Source organism: Streptococcus oralis (genome assembly GCF_023110055.1).
Lineage (GTDB): Bacteria > Bacillota > Bacilli > Lactobacillales > Streptococcaceae > Streptococcus > Streptococcus oralis_BY.
Genome location: NZ_JALDVG010000001.1, coordinates 541,302 through 558,850 on the forward strand (window position 1 = coordinate 541,302; position 17,549 = coordinate 558,850).

Below are 17,549 nucleotides of genomic sequence, written 5' to 3' on the forward strand. Positions count from 1 at the left end.
GAGATTTAGAAGGAAGTAAGACATGGCCTTAGAAGTAATTATGCCAAAAGCCGGCGTAGATATGACAGAAGGACAAATTGTCCAATGGAATAAAAAAGTCGGTGAATTTGTAAAAGAAGGAGAAATCCTTTTGGAAATCATGACTGACAAAGTCAGCATGGAATTGGAAGCCGAAGAAGATGGATACTTGATTGCCATCCTTAAAGGAGATGGTGAAACTGTTCCAGTAACTGAAGTTATCGGTTACCTTGGAGAAGAAGGGGAAAACATCCCAACAGCTGGCGCAGCTGCGCCAGAATCAAAACCTGCACCTGCAGCTAGTGCCTCAAACGACGATGGTAAGAGCGATGATGCCTTTGATATCGTTGTGATTGGTGGAGGTCCTGCTGGTTATGTTGCAGCCATTAAAGTTGCCCAACTCGGTGGGAAGGTTGCCCTTGTTGAGAAATCTGAACTCGGTGGAACGTGTTTGAACCGTGGCTGTATCCCAACGAAGACCTACCTTCACAATGCTGAAATCATCGAAAATATCGGTCATGCAGCAAACCGAGGTATCGTCATCGAAAATCCAAACTTCACTGTAGATATGGATAAACTTTTAGAGACAAAATCTAAGGTTGTCAATACTTTGGTTGGTGGCGTTGCGGGTCTTCTTCGCAGCTACGGAGTTACAGTTCATAAGGGTGTTGGTACTATCACTAAAGATAAGAATGTCTTGGTAAATGGTTCTGAATTGCTTGAAACCAAGAAAATTATCCTTGCTGGTGGTTCAAAAGTCAGCAAGATTAACGTTCCTGGTATGGAATCTCCACTTGTGATGACCAGCGATGATATTCTTGAAATGAACGAAGTTCCAGAAAGCCTCGTAATCATCGGTGGTGGGGTTGTCGGTATCGAACTCGGCCAAGCATTCATGACATTTGGTTCAAAAGTAACTGTTATCGAAATGATGGACCGTATCGTTCCAGCTATGGATGCGGAAGTTTCTAAGAATCTTCGCTTGATTTTGGAACGTAAAGGTATGACTATCTTGACAGGTACAAAATTGCAAGAAATCATCGAGGAAAATGGTCAACTTCGTATCAAGGTTGAAGGAAAAGACGATATCATTGCAAATAAAGCTCTTCTTTCAATCGGTCGTGTACCAGACCTTGAAGGAATTGGCGATGTTGAGTTTGAATTGGATCGTGGTCGTATTAAGGTCAATGAGTACATGGAAACTTCTGTTCCTGGAATCTACGCACCAGGTGACATCAACGGTACTAAAATGTTGGCGCACGCAGCCTTCCGTATGGGGGAAGTTGCTGCTGAAAATGCCCTCAAAGGAAACCATGCTGTTGCTAAATTGAACTTGACTCCAGCAGCTATCTACACTCTCCCTGAAGTAGCAGCAGTAGGTCTGACTGAAGAACAAGCACGTGAGAAATACGATGTTGCAATCGGTAAATTCAACTTTGCAGCCAACGGTCGTGCCATTGCATCTGATGCTGCTCAAGGTTTCGTAAAAGTTATCGCTGATAAGAAATACGGGGAAATCCTTGGTGTGCACATCATTGGTCCTGCAGCCGCAGAATTGATTAACGAGGCATCAAGCATTATCGAAATGGAAATCACTGTTGAGGAAATGCTGAAGACTATCCACGGACACCCAACCTACTCTGAAGTGATGTACGAAGCATTTGCGGATGTTTTAGGAATGGCCATCCATTCACCTAAGAAAAAATAAAACGAAGATAGACTAGGCTGGAAAGATGTTTTCCAGTCTCTATCGTATAAAGGGATATCATGAAATATATTATCAATCATTCAAACGACACTGCTTTTAATATCGCCTTGGAAGAATATGCCTTTAAACACTTACTAGATGAGGATCAAATCTTCCTTCTTTGGATTAACAAACCTTCTATCATTGTTGGTCGTCACCAGAATACTATTGAAGAGATTAACCGTGATTATGTTCGAGAAAATGGTATTGAGGTGGTCCGCCGTATCAGTGGTGGTGGAGCTGTTTACCACGATTTAAACAACCTCAACTACACCATCATTTCAAAAGAAGATGAAAACAAGGCCTTTGACTTCAAGAGCTTCTCAACTCCAGTCATCAATACCTTGGCTCAACTTGGTGTTAAAGCTGAGTTCACAGGCCGTAATGACTTAGAAATTGACGGTAAGAAATTCTGTGGAAATGCCCAAGCCTATATCAATGGTCGTATCATGCACCACGGTTGCTTGCTCTTTGACGTTGATCTGTCAGTCCTTGCTAACGCCCTCAAGGTTTCAAAAGATAAATTTGAATCAAAAGGTGTGAAATCCGTTCGTGCCCGTGTAACCAATATTGTCAATGAATTACCAGAAAAAATCACAGTTGAAGAATTCCGTGATTTGCTATTGGAATACATGAAAAAAGAGTATCCAGAGATGACTGAATACGTTTTTTCTGAGCAAGAATTAGCGGAAATCAATCGTATCAAGGATACCAAGTTCGGTACTTGGGACTGGAACTACGGTAAATCTCCTGAATTTAACGTCCGTCGTGGTACAAAATTCACCAGTGGTAAGGTTGAAGTTTTTTCCAACGTCATTGAATCAAAAATCCAAGATATCAAGATTTATGGAGACTTCTTTGGTATCGAAGACGTTGCAGCTGTAGAAGATGTCCTTCGTGGTGTAAAATACGAACGCGAAGATGTCCTTAAAGCTCTAGAAACTATTGATATTACACGCTACTTTTCTGGTATTAGCCGTGAAGAAATCGCTGAAGCGGTAGTAGGATAAATCAAAAAAGAAGTTGCTAAAATATGCAACTTCTTTTTTTGTGGTATAGTATACATAATTATAATTATGTATTAATTATAAACTATCCAAAGCATTCTTTTGTTCATCATTAACGATATGGGTATAGAGGTCAGTGACTTGTGTGCTGGCGTGACCTAGCTGGTGACTGACCAAAACTTGCGATTTAGTTGCATCATAGAGCCTAGTTGCTAGGGTATGGCGGAGTTTATGGGGTGTTACACGAACTTTGAAGTCCTCAGAGTACTTTGCGACCATTTTTTCAACACTGGAAGCATCAATCCGATTAGGAACACCTCGGTAGAGTGTCAGAAAGAGCGCTGTATCTGTCTTTTCCGTCTTATAGCGTTGATTCCGAATGGCTAGATAATTCTCTAGATAAGGTTTTGCAAAGGCCGCGACATTGACCGAGTCGCGTTTGCCACCTTTTCGAGTGACATCAATAACCATCATTTTGAGATTGAGGTCTCTTAGATCCAGATTAACAGCTTCAGATAAGCGAACACCAGATGCCAAGAGAAGGGCAATAATTGCTAAATCACGTTCCTTATTTTTATTGAATGACGACAGAGCACGATTTGAGAGCTGTTGTGGATACTCTTGGTCGATATAAGTTAGAAAACCTTCAGTTTCATCACCTAAAAAAAGTTTTTGCTTGATGTTTTCAGCTCTAGCAGCAAGTGTTTCTTTCTTTTTCTTGGTTGAAACTTTCTTCATTACATTGCGATAGAAATAGGGTTCTCCTTGATCATTTTCAACTTCCTCGGTTAGATATTTGTAAAGACTGGAAAGTGCTGATAAAGTTCGATTGATGGTTGTCTGTGAAACGCCTTGTTTGGTTGTATTGGCATTCAGCAAAGGTCGTTCTCGTAGGTATAGGATAAAGGATTCCATGTCTTTTTTAGACATATTTTCCAGGACTGATAAAGGAATGTCAGACATTTTATCAGCATCTGAAATACCAGACTCCAAAACCCAGCTGAAAAATCGATCGTATTCCTTGAGATATTCGTACAAGGTTGTAAAACTGTAGGGCACAGCAAGCTTGGATTGGTAGTATTCCAGAACATACCAGGGCATGATTTGTTTTAGTTTGTCGATTCGTTCCAGTAAAATCTCACGTTTCATGTATTTTCTCCATAATTAAGTCTACTAGTAGTATAGCATAGACTAATATATTTTTCAAGAAAATTATAGTTTTTCGGAAAGATGTTATAAGTGTTTGATGGATTCTAGAAAAAACAAAGACCTGGTTCCACAATCATAAGAAACAGGTCTTTTGTGTGTATGTAATCCGGCAATATGTTTATATTTTAATTTCTCTAAAATATTGCAATTGCCATTTTTGTGTTGCTCGAGCTGTTGTATTTAAATTTGAGCACCAAGGAGGATAAAATCGCATAGACATTTTTCCATTGCTATCTTTTGTCGACAGAATGTTTTTACGAATAGCCACCTCGTTTGGAATAATGAATAGTCCCCTCTTATCATTATCAATGATAACGATTATAAGTTCATTTCCTAAGTCCTCATTGGTATAAGGAATGTTCTTGTTGTTTTGGTCTTTTTTCCAAAAAACTGTAAAATATCCTTCTTTTTTTGGTGTTCTTTTTGCCAAGCGGCATCTTTTATACCCTTGCTCTTCCTTTATCTTGATAAGAATACCTTCGTATTTTTCATTGTATTTTTCTTCAATGAAATCAAAATCACCATAAAAATTATATAAAACATCGAGTATTTTCATTATGATGTATGTCCTCCTTAGCAAATAACTTTTCCAAAGAATAATACTGTTTCCAACAAAATCAGCTACCGACTCTATGCACATCTTTTTTATGTATTACCATATAGCAGGATACCAAGATGATGAAGATTTTAAGCAGGTAGGTTTCGGATCGATTAGTGTCTATGGTTAGCTGAGACAAGACATTAATGATCGAATGTGTCATAACGCAAATCCAGAGATTCTTTGTTTTGTTATAAAGAGCTGAGAGTATGAAAGAATTCGTCAGCAATCCAAATAAAAACGGTAGAATTTGCAGAGTTGCTAGGGAACCATCTATGTAAAAGAACAACAGATGCCAAAGCGCCCAGCTGAAAAAGGTTAGGATTGTTGAGTAAAAATATGGCAACTTTTCTTGTAAAATTGGTTGAAAAACATATCGCCATCCAATCTCTTCTATACCACCAAAGACAATAAATTTGAAGAACATCAAAAATGGGAGATACCAGCTAAATTCTACTATTTTCCCACCAAACATTAGAAAAGAAAAATCAAGGACAATAAGGAAAAAAGATAATAAATAGTGTTTATAACTGGTATGAATGTTAAAAAAATCTTTTACAATCTTTTTAAAATGAATATGAAAATAGTGATTTGCAACAATTGTTCCCCAAAGAGCTGAAGAAATGCCACCTAGAAAGATTCCTAAAATAGATAATAGATTGGAATGAATAGAAAAATGATTCAAGAGAAAGAAAAGGAGACAAACTGATACTAACTGGCTAAATGTGCCTAGCAAATATACCGCAATTGCCTTATTTCTTTTCATTGAGAATCCTTTCAATAATATTTTACGTAAAATAAATTATGTAAACAGAACTTATAACAACAAATCTTTGACTTTTCCAATTTCACTTTTTGGAATCACTAGGTGAATCATATCACCCAGATACATTCTAGTTGAGCCGTTAACGGTTTGACTTTTGCCATTATGGACTTGGGTGGTGATGAGTACGTTATGTGGCAAGTTTAGTTCGTGAACTTGTTTTCCAGCGATCTTATCTGATACAGGGATTTCAATAAGAGTGACTTCTCCTTCGTCTGTTGCTTCTTCTGGTAGCATTTTTTCTAGCATTGCCTCATAGACTGGTGCTCCCTTGAGCAGATCCATGACGATGTAGGCGACCAAGGTTACTAAGCCCAGTGGCATGAGGTTGCGAATGTCCCCTACCATCTCAGTAACGAGTATCATAGCAGTTAAGGGAGCCTTGGAAATTGCCCCAAAGTAGCCACTCATTCCTAAAATGACAAATATAGGAAACTGCTCCTGACTAACAAGCCCAATATTCACACAAATGACACCAACTAGGGCACCGAGTAAGGAACCAAGCGCCAAAATTGGTAGGAAAATTCCTCCTGGGAGGCCACTTCCATAACTAATCATACTCCAAACAAAGCGAATCAAAAAGTAAGCTAATAAAACTTGAAAACTAAAATCTTGCTCAGTTAGGGAAAGAACAAGCTGATTTCCACCACCAAGGATTTGTGGCAAGAAAATCCCGACTGGTATGATGAGGATAAAGGCTAGGATTGGATAATAAGCTTTATCCAAATGGATTTTTTTACCAATCCAGTCATAAACTCGACCAACATTGAGTACAGCTTTCTCATAGAGAAAACCAGAAAGCCCGAGAAAAACTCCCATAAGGAGGTAAATCCAATACTGGTCTAGGGTCATGAGAGGAATGTTGTCTGGCATATCTAGTACGGGTGTTAGGCCAAATATGAGTAGTGAGACAAAGTTTGCTACGAGACTGGCTGCTAGAGTTGAGACCCAGAAAAAGCGTGAAAAATGATGATAGACTTCCTCTACAACAAAGAGGAGACCTGCAATCGGTGCATTAAAGGCAGCGGCTAAGCCTGCGGCAGCACCACTGGCAATCAGGGAGCGTTCCTCTACCGGACTGGATTTGAGCCACTTGGCAATACCTTTTCCACCAACTGCTCCAAGTTGAATACTTGGTCCTTCTCGACCTAGCATAAGGCCACTGGCAATAGCAAGAATCCCTAGAATATATTTTTTCCAGAGGACACTCCACCAGTTGAGAGTCATGAGTCCCTTTAGTTCGGCTTCGACTTGAGGAATTCCTGAACCCTTGATGTCTTTTTCCGACCGAGTTAGTTTCGCACTAAGCCAGCTAACAATTAGATAAAATAGACCAATGATAAAAAGATTGCGCACTAGGTGCGCTTGATCTTGATAGAGGCCTTGTATCAGGTGGAAGCCTTTTTCAATTAAGAAACGAAAAGATCCAACGATGAGCCCGACAACTAGCCCGACGATGATTCCCCGCCCAACTTGGGATAATATGGTACTTGAGGCAAAGGCAAATTCTTTCTTGGATCGGAGTATTTCTGACTGTTCCTCCATAATCATTTCCTCCAACTTAACTTTCTTTATTTGCTACAACCAGTGATTTTATCGGTTCAAAACTGGTTCGGTGAATTGGGGTGACACCTAATTTTTCCAGTCCTTCTAAGTGTTTTGCCGTTCCATATCCTACATTAGCTGTAAAATCATATCCAGGATATTGAACATCATAGCCCTTCATCAATTCATCCCGTGTCACCTTGGCCACTATAGATGCAGCTGCGATCGAGAAAGAGTTTGCATCTCCTTTGATGATGGAGGTTTGTGAAATCGGCAACTCCAGTTTCATGGCATCTATCAAGAGGTGCTCAGGTTGGGGACTGAGCTGGGAGATTGCTTCTTTCATGGCCAGTTTGGTCGCTTCATAGATATTGACTTGATCAATGATCTGATTATCCATGATACCAATACCTATTGCCAAGGCTTGGTCTTGAACGGCTTCATAAATTTCCAGATGTTTCTTTTTGGGGATCTTTTTGCTATCGTTGAGGCCTTTAATCTTACATTTTTTAGGTAAAATAACAGCTGCAGCAACTACAGGGCCAGCCAGAGGACCACGGCCTACCTCGTCAACACCTGCTACCAAGGTCAATCCTTGCTTATACAGTTCCTTTTCATAAGAAAGCATAGTTTCCAAACGAAGGTCCTCATCCAGTTCAGCCTGTATGACTTTTTTACGCTTGTTGATTTCTTTTTGAACTCCAGAACGAGTATCTTTTTCCAGTTCAAGAAAAAGGGGATTATCTAATTCTTTGACAGTGGCAAGAAGTTCTTTAATTTCTTTAATCGTCGTCATCGATGTCGTCCAATGTATCTAAGGTGTAGTTACCGAGTTTTCCATCACGGACTTCCTTGACGAAGAGGCTGTAAAAGCGGTCGTAATCATCTCGGAAACCGAGAGCACGGGTCATATCCATGATGATAACAGGTGCTTCTTCTTCTATCTTCATTTGTTTGAAGCGTTCAGCTAGCTTTTCTGGATAATGTTTTTTGAAATAATTGAGACCAAAAATGGTCACTTCATCCATAGGAAGCAACTGGTCTTTAATGGCTCCAGTCAAGGCTAGTTTCAAAGCAACGGTTTCGTCTTCAAATTTAGGCCAGAGAATCCCTGGTGTGTCTAAAATTTCAAGGTCTTTGTTGGTTTTGAGCCACTGTTGCCCCTTGGTAACACCTGGTTTATTGCCGACAACCGCAATCTTTTTCCCAGCCAAACGGTTCATAAGAGTTGACTTACCGGCGTTTGGAATTCCGATAATCATGGTCCGCAAGGTTTCAATCTTGATACCGCGTTCTTTCTGGCGTGCAATCTTATCAGCCATGAGCTTTTTAGCAGCATCAGTAACAACTTTTACAGTTACTTGCTCTTTGGAGTTGATAGCCAGAGTTTGGATTCCCTGTGATTCAAAGTACTGACGCCATTCTTTGGTCATTGCGGGGTCAGCAAGATCTGCCTTATTCAAAATCAAAAGCTTTGGTTTATCCCCCACAATCTTAGTTAACATAGGATTTTGACTAGATAAAGGTAGCCGAGCATCCACCAAAATCGTCACAAAATCAACAAACTTAAGATTCTCCTGAACTTGTCGCCGAGCCTTAGACATGTGACCCGGAAACCATTGAATAGTAGCCATAATATTTTCCCCTTCCGACTAAAAAAAACGTAGTAAAAACGTTTTCTTTCTTACCATCTATTCTATCATAAATGAGGAACTTTTGCACAGGCTTTGACCACAATAAATGACAAATAGTGTAGGTGCGAAACATCCTTGATGCCAGTCAGGATTTACTTGACTTTTTTTGCTAACAGGTATATACTTAGTGTATACTAATTCGTGGAGGTAGAGCGATGAATACAGTAAAGACTCGGAAGGTAGGGAATTCTCTCACTGTGACTATTCCTAAAAATTTGGGGATGACAGAAGGTCAAGAAATGGTTGTCTACAAAGGGATTGACGGAGTCATTGTCTTAGCTCCAAAACTGAAAGATCCTTTTGATGGGATTACTGATTTGAGAATGACAAATGATTTTGAAGAGGTAAGGTCACTTGATAGCGAAATCTGAGTATATTCCTGAAAAGCAGGATATCATTTGGCTGGACTTTGATCCATCAGTCGGTCGAGAAATCCAGAAACGGCGACCTGCCTTGGTAGTTTCTAGAAGAGAATATGCCTTGCAAACTGGATTTGTAGCTGTCTGTCCTATCACTCACGGCCAACAACATTTGGCAGAAAAAGGCTTGCTCGTTCCTGTCTCGTCGAACAAGGTAGATGGCGCTGTCAATCCATTTCAATTGTATACCTTTGATTTTCGGATGCGTAATGCTCAAAAAATAACAAGAATGGACACGCAGTGTTTTCAGAAAGTCGTCCAACTTTACCAGTACATCTTTGGAGATACATAAATCCTACCATGCATAGACAAGGTAGGATTTTTTCTATATGAGTAACCTATTTAAGAACGGGTGAAGGCAATTAAGGAGAATTCCTCTAATCCAGCTTTCTTGTGCTGATGATAGATGCTCTGCTTGAAGGCATTCTTTTAGAAAATCGCGGACTTGTTCTGGAGCAATCTCAAACTCAAAGGCCTTCATCTTGTAGAAAAAGTCGATGAGATGCTCAGATAAGTAACCATCTGAAAAGGGTACTTCTCCACTTTTTCGATACTCTAGTAAGAGTCGAGAAAATCTGGCTTTATCATCAGGCAAATCACGAAAATAGGAATTAAGAAGTCAAGTCTGCTTCTGCTTTCGTTCAATAGAATCTTGATTTGCAATTCGCTGATCCTTTTCCAGCTCCTTTTGGTTTTGCTTAGCCTTGATAGCCCGTTCGTCTCTATTTTTACCAAAGAGGATTTTCTCCCATTTTCGTTCTTCTTGGGTGAGGGGTTCTGTAAAGCCAAAGTAATCTTGATAAGCGCGTTCTGCAGGTCCCATAGCAAGAATGAGGTTGTCAGCGTATTGCTTGGCGATTTTATCTCTTTTCTTGCGTTCTTTCTCTGCTTGAATCCGTAAATGCTGCTCGTAGTCGATTTTCTCCTTGCCTAGTTTGACAAGGTAGAGTTGGTCATCGGTCTTACCAAGTAAAAAAGGTTTGATACACTTTTCCAGCACTTCTTCCATACGAGCCTTCTTCTTTGGCTCTGCCTTGGTCCAACTTCCGCCTTGAAAGACTTCTAGGAAAAGCTGGTAATCTTTCTCAGGTGCGAATTGATTGCCACGATTGGGTTTGAAAACACCTTTCTCCCAAAACCATTTTAGAAGTCGTTCGTCAAAGTCGCTTTTATTGACCTTGATTTTTTCCTTTTTCTGAGCCTTTCTGGTTAGATTCACAAGTTTTCTGAGAAGCTTGTCTTCCTCTTCGAGTTGCTGGTCAAGGGACAATCGATGAAAATGACGAACACAGTCGCTACCAATCGGAAAGAGGCGTTGGCCTGTAACTCCGTTAAAGAGTTCGTAGGCGTATTTTATGGTATTCCCGCAGACACAATTACTACGACCAATGCCGTTAAAAATCAAGGAAACTTCATTCCATTCCTTGGTAGCTTGATTCCAAGTATCGGCTTTTGAAGCCTGTAAAACCGCATCGTGCAGGGAGTTTCTAACTGGAAGTGTCATGAGGTCTCCTTTCTAGATTATATTTTTACAACTTGAACCTCATCTTTACCTAGTAAAATCAAGTATTTTTCTATGTTTTCAATCGAATAGGCTCGAGATAAAGCCTCTCCATATAGGGCTAACTGACCGCGATAGCGGTCTATGAGTTGACTTGGTTGATCGTAACGGTCTGTCTTGTAGTCAAAAAGAATAATTCTGTCCTCGTAAAGTAGATAGCCGTCCAAGATCCCACGGACAACAAAGTCTTCCTGACTCTTTTGGTCTCGTTTGAGCATGGAGAAAGGTTGCTCGCGGTAGAGATGGTCGGTATTAGCGAGAATCTCCTGACCAAGTGCTGTGTCAAAGAAAGCAAGGATTTTAGAAAGATTGATCCTATCTCTAACAACTGGACTAGTCTGAACTTGTTTGAGAGTTTCTGTCAGGCTAGCAAGTGTTGGTTGCTGACTAAGGTCTATTCTCTGCATGAGTTCGTGAGTAGCACTACCAATTTCAGCTCCAGTTACCTTTTCTTTAGTTGAAAAATCAGGTAAATCAAAGCTGATTTGCTTCTCAGTTGATTGAGTTTGGTTAGTAATTTCTACCCCTTCCATATCCATAACCGGTTCGTAGAATTTCTTGATTTGGCTTGGGGTTTGAACACTTGGTAGTTCAATGGCTGCGCGGTGAAGAGTATTATAAACTTCCACCTCTTTCAGCATTTCCAAAGCTTCTTTGATAGTTTCTGACTGGCGATTGTCTGCTTGAGAGCTATCTTGGAGAGGGCTCTTGTTTTCCAATTGACCAATAGCTTCTCTAGTCAACAGGTCTTCACCAACAAAACGATAGCTAAAGTTGAGATTGTCCTTGGTAAATACTTTACTGATAGCCCAGACCCAATCTTGGAAATTTCTTGCTTGCAGTCTGGTATTGCTATCTAATTTTCCATTGTTTGCTGCTGGGTATTCCTTGGCTTCTAGCTTTTCGCGAGAGCCCTTGCCAACAAGATAGAGCTTTTTCTCAGCCCTTGTCATGGCAACATACAGCAGACGCATCTGCTCTGAATAGCTAGCCAGTTGCAGTTCTTTCTCATTCTGCGTATAGGTCAGGCTAGGAATGGAGAGTTTGATGGTTTTAGGATAGTGTGCTTCCACTGCTCCTGTTTCCACCTTGGCAATGTATTTGACACCAAGCCCATTTTGACGGCTGAGAATGACGTCTGACATCGAGTCTTGCTTGTTGAAGTCCTGATCCATGTTGAGGATAAAGACATAAGGAAACTCCAGTCCTTTGCTCTTGTGAATGGTCAAGAGTTCCACAGCATCTTTAGGCGGTGCGACGGCTACACTTGCGAGATCGTGCTGGGCTTCTAGGACTTGGTCAATCATACGGATAAAACGCGACAAACCCTTAAAATTACTCTTTTCAAACTGGTCAGCTCGTAGCGCTAGGGCATAGAGATTAGCCTGTCTAGCAGGTCCGTTTGGCAAAGCTCCAACATAGTCATAGTAAAAACGGTCGTTGTAAATCTTCCAAATCAAGTCATAGAGGGAGTGTGTTTTGGCATATAAGCGCCAAGAATCCAAGATATCCATGAACTGACTTAGTTTTTCAGCTAGTTCTGTGTGAATTAACTCTTTCTGGCTTGTTGCCTGTTTTTGAGCATTGACCAGTTTCTCATAGAGATTTTCTTGGACCTTATCTTCTACTTTCTGAAGGGACAAGCGTGCCAACTCGTCCTCATCAAAATCAAACATGGGGGACTTCATAAGTGCTACCAAGGCATAGTCTTGCAGAGGATTGTGAATGACGCGCAGGGTGTCCAGCATGACTTGTACTTCTAGGGATTGGAGATAATTGTTTTGCTCGCCGTCTGTTTTAACAGGAATTCCGTACTCAGACAGGGCGAGGAGAATCTGGTCATTTCGACTGCGACTGGAAGTCAAAAGGGCAATTTCTTTGAAGGCAACACCTTTTTCTTGATGAAGCTTCAGGATTTCCTTGATGACCAGACGCATTTCCCCAGTGAGTTTCGTTTCTGTTTGGCTCTCTTCCTCCTCTTGCCCGCTGTCGTCCTTATCATAGAGGAGAAATTCTGCCTTGTTGTCTGGATTGGGAGTCAGTTTGCTATTTGCAAAAACAAGCTGGTGCATGCTATCATAGTTGATTTCGCCGACCTCTTGGTCCATAAGGCGTCCAAAAACATCATTGGTTGCTGATAGCACTTCTGAACTGCTACGGAAATTTTCCTTGAGGAGTATCAACTTACCCTCTTTAGGATTTTGCGCATAGCGTTGAAATTTTTCATTGAAAATTTGGGGATCTGCCTGACGGAAACGGTAGATGGACTGCTTGATATCTCCCACCATAAAGCGATTGTGACCATTCGACAGCAATTCCAGCATCCGTTCTTGAATGTGGTTAGTATCCTGATACTCATCGACCATGACTTCGTGGAATCGTTCCTGATAAGCCTCGCGGACTTGTGGGAAATTCTCTAAAATCTCAATGGTGTAATGACTAATATCAGCGAATTCAAAGGCGTTTTCCTGGCGTTTACGTTCTCGATAAGCCTCCACAAAATCGCTCATAAAGTTTTGGAAGGTCTTAGCTAGATCCCAGGTGTCTACATGATAACGCTCTTGATAGTCGAGAATGGTTATCTGGTCCGCCAGTTGTCCTAGTTTAGAAAACAGGGCCTTTCTCTCATCGTTATAGGCATCAGCCAGTGGCTTTAAATCGACCTTACGACTAGAGTTAGCCAGAGCTCGACCATTTTTCTCCTTCGAGATGGCGACAACACGCGCAAGCACTGCTCGATAAGCCTGGCTATCGGACTCTTGATTTAAGGAGCCAATTTCATCCAGAACCTGTTGAACAGCTTCTAAATAGGCAGCTTTTGGAAACTCCTTGGCATCGTTATCCAGATGATAACGGAAGAAACTTTCCAAGTCCCAAAGCCCCTGCTTGATTTGCTCGGTTTGTTTGTCTTTCTCATTTGCAAAGTCAGCTTCTTCAAACCCTTTGAGAAAAGACTCTTTCACCCATTTTTGTGGACTGCTGGTGGATTGGAGGAAATCATAGATTTTGTAGACTTGCTGGCGCAGACCACGTTCATCCTTGCCTCGTCCAGCAAAGTTTTTCACTAATCGACTAAAGTTCTCTTGATTTTCACCTTGGTAATGCTCTTCAAACACCTGATGAAAAACTTCGTTTTTGAGGATTAACTGTTCACTTTCATTTTGTAGAATACGGAAATTTGGTGCAATATCAATCAGATAGCCATGTTTACCGAGGAACTTTTGTGTGAAAGAGTCCATGGTTCCGATGGCAGCGTTTGGTAGATCTGCTAACTGGCGTCCCAAGTGTTGTTTGAGATCAACATCGTTACTTTCTTGGATTTGTTGGCCGATTTTTTTCTCCAAACGTTCCTTAAGCTCTGTAGCAGCCTTGACGGTAAAGGTCGAGATAAAGAGTTGGCTGATTTCCACACCTCGCGCCAATTGATCAAGAATGCGCTCGGCCATAACAAAGGTCTTCCCTGATCCAGCAGACGCTGAAACAAGGATATTTTGCCCTGCGGTATAAATGGCTTCGATTTGCTCGGCAGTTTTCTTCTGTTCCTTGCTCGAATTCGCTTCTGCTTCTTGCAGTTTTTGAATTTCTTCCTCAGTTAAAAAGGAAATGGGCTTCATCGATTTAACTCCTCTCTCATTTTCTCAAACCAAGCTTGCTTGAGTTTTTCTCCGACCAAACGTTTGCCGTCAGACAACTCTAATTTCTCAAGGAAACGGGCTTGTCCCAAGTGGTAATTTGCTTCAAAACCTGTGATGGATTGGTGTTGCTGGACGTATGGAGCAATACTTCTGCCGTTCTCTGTGTATGGATTGATGGCGAACTGGCCTTCTAAAATCTTTTCAGCAGCCTTCTTGTACAGATGGGCATTATAGTCTAGTAGGAGCTGGAATTCCTCGTCTGTCAGCTGATTGGCCTTGTTTTTGTTATAAAACTCTCCCAAGTGACTGCTTTCTTTCTCTAAAAAGAGTCCCTGGTATTTCATTGACTTGCTGGCTTCTGCTACTGCTCCTGCCAGACTTTTAACAGCTAATAAAGATTGGACAGGTTCAGCCATTTCCAAGTACATAGCACCGAAAAAGTTCTGCTCCCCTTCTCTTTTTAGGGCAGCAAGATAGGTTGGCAGCTGGGAATTAAGGCCATTAAAGAAATTCGGAAACTGGAACTGAGTTAAACTAGACTTGTAGTCTACCACTCCTAACGCTCCATCAGCTTTCAGGCGGTCAATGCGGTCAACCTTGCCTCGCACATGGACACTGCGACCATTATCCAATTGAATAAAGGCTTGATCTTTACCACCAAATGTTGCCTCCTCTTGAATGGTTTCGATAGCTGGATTATGCCGAAGGATGTGGCCCGTAGTTCGTGCGACATCAAGTAGAACTTCCTTGGTAAACTGGGCTTCCAAACTTTCCTGATAAATAGCTTCAAATTCGCGTTCTTGGCTGGTTTCCTTGATAGCTTGCTCCAAACGTTGGTCAAATGGTTTTTCAGCAGGGAGTTTCAAGGCACGTTCAAAAATACGGTGCAAGAAATTCCCGTGACTGCGAGCATCAGGACGTAGGCGCAATTCTTCCTGCAAACCTAAGACATAACGGAGGAAATAACTGTATTCATTGCGGTAAAACTCCGTCAAACCAGACGTAGACAGGTAAAACTCCTTGTCAGCTGGATAGAGAGCCTTCAAGGTCTCTTTCTCTAATGATTTGCTGCTTGGGCTAGTTGGGAGTGCAGGATTTGTAAGACCTTTTTGATCAAGTTTTTTCCCCATCACACGCGCTAGAACCTTGACAAAGGTCACATCTTCTTCATTTTCACTAGAACCCGCCTGCTGATGATAGGAAACGAGACTAGACAAGAGACTGTGATATGAACCCATATCATCCTTAGACAGACTTTTTTGATGAATCTTCTTCTCTAACCGGCTAAATCCAAAACCCACCAGTTCCTGAAGATAGGCTGATTCCTTGCTCTCATTTTCATTAAGAAGACTTGGAGCTGACAAAATCAATTGTTTACGGGCAGCATTGACTAAGGAAAGCATGGTGTAGCGATTTTTCTTGAGGTTTTCACTACTTGCAATCAGTAATTGTGCTCCCTCTTCAGTCGCTTGGTTTAGGCTTTGTCTTTCTTCGTCTGTTAACAGGCTGGTGTTTTGCGCAATTTTTGGTAAATGATCCTGAGTCAGCCCAATGGCATAGACAAAATCAGCCGTTAAGGGCGCAATCAAATCGTAACTCTGCACCAGAACGGTGTCAACAGTTGCTGGAATGGTGCGATACTGGGACAAACTCATTCCAGAATGGAGCAAGGCTAGGAAATCCTCCAGACTAACTTGTGAACCAGCAAAAACCGTCGCAAATTGTTCTAAAACATGGCAGAAGGCTTTCCAAACTTCGGCTTGTCTTTCCTGTTCTAGAGTTTCCATAGTAGCTGTCAAGTCTTGCATCTGCTTGCTTAAAGCAGCATTTTTTAGAAAAGTATTCCACTTTTGCAAGAGATTTTCAGTCTTTTGCTTGCGACTGGCAAATAAGGTTTCAAGTGGCGCCAAAACGCGCAGACGAAGAGAATTTAAACGCTCTAAATCAAATTTTCCGTGGTGGGATTTGGTAAAGGTCTGCTGAAAAGCAGGCAAGCCATTGATACCCAGATAGTGGAGATATTGCTCAAAAGCATCAATATCTGCTTGACTAAGGTCGGTATATAAACCTGTTCTAAGAAGATTAATCAAATCCTCCTGACGGAAACGGTAGCGTTTCAAACGTAAAATAGACTCCACATACTGAGTCAAAGGATGATGAGCCATGGATTCACTTCTACCTAGATAGAAAGGAATCTGATACTGGTCAAAAATGGTTTTCAGTGATAACTGGTAAGATGCCACATCACCCAGCAAAATACGGAAATTCTTGTAACTCAGTTCTGGATGGTCATGTAATTTCTGACGAATGCTACGGGCTACTAATTCCAGCTCTTCTTTTTGCGTCAAACAAGACCAGATTTGCAGATTTTCACGGTCCTTCTCATCAACATCTAAAGCGAGTTCTGAAAAGTCATAAGAAGACTCCAGCAAACGAGAAGCCTTGTCAAAACTATCTATCTTCTCATGAGTTTTAGAACGATCCTTAGCAGGTGTTTGGTATTTTGCCCCCAAATGATGAAGAAATTCCACACTGGCTTGGTAGAGATTCCCTTCAGAGAACGGACTGATATAGGCTTTTTTACTAGCATAAGCCCCGATGACAATCTCAACACCCTTGCCATGAAGTAAATCCACAATCCGCTCTTCCTCTGCAGAAAAACGGGTAAATCCATCAATGACAAGGGCAATTTGAGTAAAATCACTACTTACCTTGCCATTCTCAATAGCCTCAATCAAATGTGACAACTGACTTCCCTGAGCCAACTGACCTTGATTGAGATAGGCTGTTACTTTCTCAAAAATCAAGAGCAAGTCTGCTCGCTTGTCTTCATCTGTCAAACTCTCCAAGTCCAAAAAACTCATCTGAGCAGTCGTCATCTCGTGATAAAGTTCAATCAACTGCTGGATAAACTGAGGATCTTGCTTAATCGCACCATAAACACGTAAGTCCTTGGGATCGAGTTCCGTAAGGCACTTATAAAAAGCCATCCCAAGCCCGATGTCATCAAGACTGGTCTTGGCAGGTAAGTCATTCAAGACCAGATAACGGGCCATTTGAGCAAAGCGCGTGACGGTAATCGCAAAAGAAGCCTGCTGGGACAAGCATTCCAGCACGGCGCGTTCCTTTTCAAAAGAAAGAGAGTTGGGGGCAATGTAGAAGACCCGCTTGCCCGCGACAACTAGCTCTTCCGCCTCTCTTGTTAAAATTTCAGTCAAAGAAGACCGTATATCAGTATAAAGTAATTTCATCTCTGCCTCGTTTGCTTTATCAAAGTTTCTTACTCTATTATA

General features: G+C 41.3%; 12 protein-coding genes and 1 pseudogene. 4 read left to right on the forward strand and 9 right to left on the reverse strand.

All coding sequences use genetic code 11. The features are described 5' to 3' along the window. Positions 1-22 precede the first annotated feature (22 nt). Both lpdA and lplA read left to right on the forward strand, forming a co-directional pair. Positions 23-1,726, forward strand: coding sequence for a dihydrolipoyl dehydrogenase (gene lpdA, locus M1G01_RS02580; RefSeq protein WP_247931100.1), 1,704 nt, complete (start codon positions 23-25; stop codon positions 1,724-1,726). Positions 1,727-1,785: 59 nt separating this feature from the next. After that, positions 1,786-2,775, forward strand: a complete 990-nt coding sequence (lplA, locus tag M1G01_RS02585) for a lipoate--protein ligase (RefSeq protein WP_247931101.1) — start codon at positions 1,786-1,788, stop codon at positions 2,773-2,775. Positions 2,776-2,850: 75 nt separating this feature from the next. On the opposite strand, the gene xerS is transcribed toward lplA, so the two are convergent. The 6 genes from xerS to ylqF all read right to left on the reverse strand — a co-directional run bounded on the left by xerS (position 2,851) and on the right by ylqF (position 8,581). Continuing rightward, the gene (xerS, locus tag M1G01_RS02590) at positions 2,851-3,921 is read right to left on the reverse strand and encodes a tyrosine recombinase XerS (protein ID WP_000817853.1); all 1,071 of its coding nucleotides are present in this window, start codon (positions 3,919-3,921) and stop codon (positions 2,851-2,853) included. Between the two features lie 178 nt (positions 3,922-4,099). Beyond that, on the reverse strand, positions 4,100-4,537 hold the full coding sequence (locus tag M1G01_RS02595) for a MepB family protein (protein WP_247931102.1): 438 nt from the start codon (positions 4,535-4,537) through the stop codon (positions 4,100-4,102). 61 nt (positions 4,538-4,598) lie between these two features. Further along, on the reverse strand, positions 4,599-5,345 hold the full coding sequence (locus tag M1G01_RS02600; protein WP_247931103.1) for a CPBP family intramembrane glutamic endopeptidase: 747 nt from the start codon (positions 5,343-5,345) through the stop codon (positions 4,599-4,601). Positions 5,346-5,396: 51 nt separating this feature from the next. Then, positions 5,397-6,947 carry a ClC family H(+)/Cl(-) exchange transporter gene (locus tag M1G01_RS02605; RefSeq protein ID WP_247931104.1) on the reverse strand — a complete coding sequence of 517 codons (1,551 nt, stop codon included), beginning with the start codon at positions 6,945-6,947 and terminating at the stop codon, positions 5,397-5,399. Between the two features lie 16 nt (positions 6,948-6,963). Beyond that, positions 6,964-7,743 (reverse strand): ribonuclease HII, encoded by a 780-nt coding sequence (locus M1G01_RS02610; RefSeq protein ID WP_247931105.1) that lies wholly within the window; start codon positions 7,741-7,743, stop codon positions 6,964-6,966. After that, a complete protein-coding gene (gene ylqF, locus M1G01_RS02615) occupies positions 7,730-8,581 on the reverse strand; it encodes a ribosome biogenesis GTPase YlqF (RefSeq protein WP_000201310.1) in 852 nt (283 codons plus the stop codon). The genes M1G01_RS02610 and ylqF overlap by 14 nt, the downstream gene beginning before the upstream one ends. A 215-nt stretch (positions 8,582-8,796) precedes the next feature. Here ylqF and mazE point away from each other — a divergent pair, with 215 nt between their 5' ends. Both mazE and M1G01_RS02625 read left to right on the forward strand, forming a co-directional pair. After that, positions 8,797-9,012: a type II toxin-antitoxin system PemI/MazE family antitoxin gene (gene mazE, locus M1G01_RS02620; RefSeq protein WP_001098941.1), complete on the forward strand. Its 216-nt coding sequence runs from the start codon at positions 8,797-8,799 to the stop codon at positions 9,010-9,012. Continuing rightward, complete coding sequence (locus M1G01_RS02625; RefSeq protein ID WP_247931106.1) at positions 8,996-9,352, forward strand: type II toxin-antitoxin system PemK/MazF family toxin; 357 nt, start codon at positions 8,996-8,998, stop codon at positions 9,350-9,352. Before mazE ends, M1G01_RS02625 begins: the two co-directional genes overlap by 17 nt. Before the next feature lie 33 nt (positions 9,353-9,385). Here M1G01_RS02625 and M1G01_RS02630 read toward each other — a convergent pair. The 3 genes and pseudogenes from M1G01_RS02630 to rexB all read right to left on the reverse strand — a co-directional run bounded on the left by M1G01_RS02630 (position 9,386) and on the right by rexB (position 17,507). Beyond that, positions 9,386-10,564: pseudogene (locus M1G01_RS02630) on the reverse strand (hypothetical protein). Positions 10,565-10,581: 17 nt separating this feature from the next. Next, positions 10,582-14,235: a helicase-exonuclease AddAB subunit AddA gene (gene addA, locus M1G01_RS02635; protein WP_247931107.1), complete on the reverse strand. Its 3,654-nt coding sequence runs from the start codon at positions 14,233-14,235 to the stop codon at positions 10,582-10,584. Then, positions 14,232-17,507 (reverse strand): ATP-dependent nuclease subunit B, encoded by a 3,276-nt coding sequence (gene rexB / locus M1G01_RS02640; RefSeq protein WP_247931108.1) that lies wholly within the window; start codon positions 17,505-17,507, stop codon positions 14,232-14,234. The genes addA and rexB overlap by 4 nt, the downstream gene beginning before the upstream one ends. Positions 17,508-17,549: the final 42 nt, after the last annotated feature.

Excerpts from the sequence above, each read along its gene's own strand:
- mazE (WP_001098941.1), top strand. The coding sequence starts at position 8,797 with ATGAATACAGTAAAGACTCGGAAGGTAGGGAATTCTCTCACTGTGACT.
- rexB (WP_247931108.1), bottom strand. The coding sequence starts at position 17,507 with ATGAAATTACTTTATACTGATATACGGTCTTCTTTGACTGAAATTTTA.
- xerS (WP_000817853.1), bottom strand. The coding sequence starts at position 3,921 with ATGAAACGTGAGATTTTACTGGAACGAATCGACAAACTAAAACAAATC.
- M1G01_RS02610 (WP_247931105.1), bottom strand. The coding sequence starts at position 7,743 with ATGACGACGATTAAAGAAATTAAAGAACTTCTTGCCACTGTCAAAGAA.
- addA (WP_247931107.1), bottom strand. The coding sequence starts at position 14,235 with ATGAAGCCCATTTCCTTTTTAACTGAGGAAGAAATTCAAAAACTGCAA.
- M1G01_RS02600 (WP_247931103.1), bottom strand. The coding sequence starts at position 5,345 with ATGAAAAGAAATAAGGCAATTGCGGTATATTTGCTAGGCACATTTAGC.
- M1G01_RS02595 (WP_247931102.1), bottom strand. The coding sequence starts at position 4,537 with ATGAAAATACTCGATGTTTTATATAATTTTTATGGTGATTTTGATTTC.
- lplA (WP_247931101.1), top strand. The coding sequence starts at position 1,786 with ATGAAATATATTATCAATCATTCAAACGACACTGCTTTTAATATCGCC.
- M1G01_RS02605 (WP_247931104.1), bottom strand. The coding sequence starts at position 6,947 with ATGGAGGAACAGTCAGAAATACTCCGATCCAAGAAAGAATTTGCCTTT.
- lpdA (WP_247931100.1), top strand. The coding sequence starts at position 23 with ATGGCCTTAGAAGTAATTATGCCAAAAGCCGGCGTAGATATGACAGAA.
- ylqF (WP_000201310.1), bottom strand. The coding sequence starts at position 8,581 with ATGGCTACTATTCAATGGTTTCCGGGTCACATGTCTAAGGCTCGGCGA.